The organism is Pseudomonas sp. Sample_10 (assembly GCF_004321495.1).
GTDB lineage: Bacteria > Pseudomonadota > Gammaproteobacteria > Pseudomonadales > Pseudomonadaceae > Aquipseudomonas.
This window is the reverse complement of the sequence record NZ_RCOE01000088.1, coordinates 1-1,421: the sequence shown is the minus strand read 5'-3', so window position 1 is coordinate 1,421 and position 1,421 is coordinate 1. Positions and strand designations below refer to the sequence as shown.

2 protein-coding genes and 1 pseudogene are annotated in these 1,421 nt (G+C 50.2%); 1 reads left to right on the top strand and 2 read right to left on the bottom strand.

Translation table 11 applies throughout. The features are described 5' to 3' along the window. Positions 1-98 precede the first annotated feature (98 nt). Together bfr and D8U18_RS08510 are read right to left on the bottom strand one after the other, a co-directional pair. The gene (bfr, locus tag D8U18_RS08515) at positions 99-575 is read right to left on the bottom strand and encodes a bacterioferritin (RefSeq protein WP_056853603.1); all 477 of its coding nucleotides are present in this window, start codon (positions 573-575) and stop codon (positions 99-101) included. Positions 576-773: 198 nt separating this feature from the next. Next, positions 774-992 (bottom strand): bacterioferritin-associated ferredoxin, encoded by a 219-nt coding sequence (locus D8U18_RS08510; RefSeq protein WP_056853602.1) that lies wholly within the window; start codon positions 990-992, stop codon positions 774-776. A 302-nt stretch (positions 993-1,294) separates the two neighbouring features. On the opposite strand from D8U18_RS08510, the pseudogene D8U18_RS08505 reads away from it, so the two are divergent. Continuing rightward, positions 1,295-1,421, top strand: a pseudogene (locus tag D8U18_RS08505) (peroxiredoxin); the annotation flags it as partial.

Sequence of the window (1,421 nt, the reverse complement as noted above, 5' to 3'; positions counted from 1 at the left end):
GAGCAAGCTCAGCTCCTGCAACGAGCAAGAACAAAAAAGCCCCGCTTCTTCAAAAGAGAACGGGGCTTTTTATTGCATCGCAATTAATCGCGTCGAACTTACTCGTCTTCGCCCATCTGCGATTGCAGATAGTTCTCCAGACCAATCTTGTCGATCAGGCCCAGTTGGGTTTCCAGCCAGTCGATATGTTCTTCTTCGGACTCAAGGATGTCTTCAAGCAGTTCACGGCTACCGAAGTCGCCGACTTTCTCGCAGTGCGCGATGGCGGCTTTCAGATCGGCGTGACCGGTTTTCTCGATACGCAGGTCGCACTCAAGCATTTCCTTGGTGTGCTCGCCGATGTGCAGCTTGCCCAGGTCCTGCACGTTCGGCAGGCCCTCGAGGAACAGGATGCGCTTGATCAGCTTGTCCGCGTGCTTCATCTCATCGATGGATTCGTGATACTCGTGTTTGCCGAGTTTGTTCAGACCCCAATCCTCATACATCCGTGCATGCAGGAAGTATTGGTTGATCGCGACCAGCTCATTGGCAAGGATCTTGTTGAGATGCTGGATGACTGTAATGTCGCCTTTCATGATGGGGTCCTGCCCTTTATTAGCTGTCTATAAGGCAGAGTTTGAGCCGCGCAACTAAGAGTGTCAAACCTAAGTTATTGAATAATATATGAAAATTAATCGGAATAAGAATGTTTGTGTTCCGCGTCTAGCATCTAACTGGTTGATTTTCAGGCATAAAAAAACCGGACATCAGTCCGGTTCTTTGAAATGGGATATTCAGGCGGCGGTAAATTCTGCGGGAAAAGGAATCGCAGCTTGCGCGGTTTGCAGTTCCATCAGGGTTTCACGGACCACTTCCTTGGCCAGGCAGGCACATTTTCCACATTGACTGGCAACGCCTGTGGCTAAACGGACTTCTTTGTAGCTGCAGCATCCTTCATAGATCGCATCGCGGATTTTACCGTCGGTGACACCAGTGCAGAGGCAAACATACATAAGAGAAGACCGTCGCTTGTTTATGCTCGAATGCGATGGATCTTAATGTTAACGAGAATGATTGTCAAAGTGCTTTGAGGCAACATTTCTCCAGGGCTGACGAACGGTTTTTCTTCACTGCGCAGGCGCTGATTTTGCTCCTGCAATTTTACGCCAGCAGGAAAAACCGTTGAGGACAGGCCAAACACGCAGTGTATGATGGCCGGTCTTTGCGCAACGGATTTGTGTCACAGGGCTGTCGCCTGAGAGTGGCAGGCTGGCGCAAACCTTGTTATTCACGTTTCTACACCAGGAGATATCCAATGAGCGTACTCGTAGGCAAACAAGCCCCTGACTTCACCGTACCGGCCGTACTCGGCAATGGCGAAATCGTAGACAGCTTCACCCTGTCCTCGGCCATCAAAGGCAAATACGGCCTGGTGTTCTTCT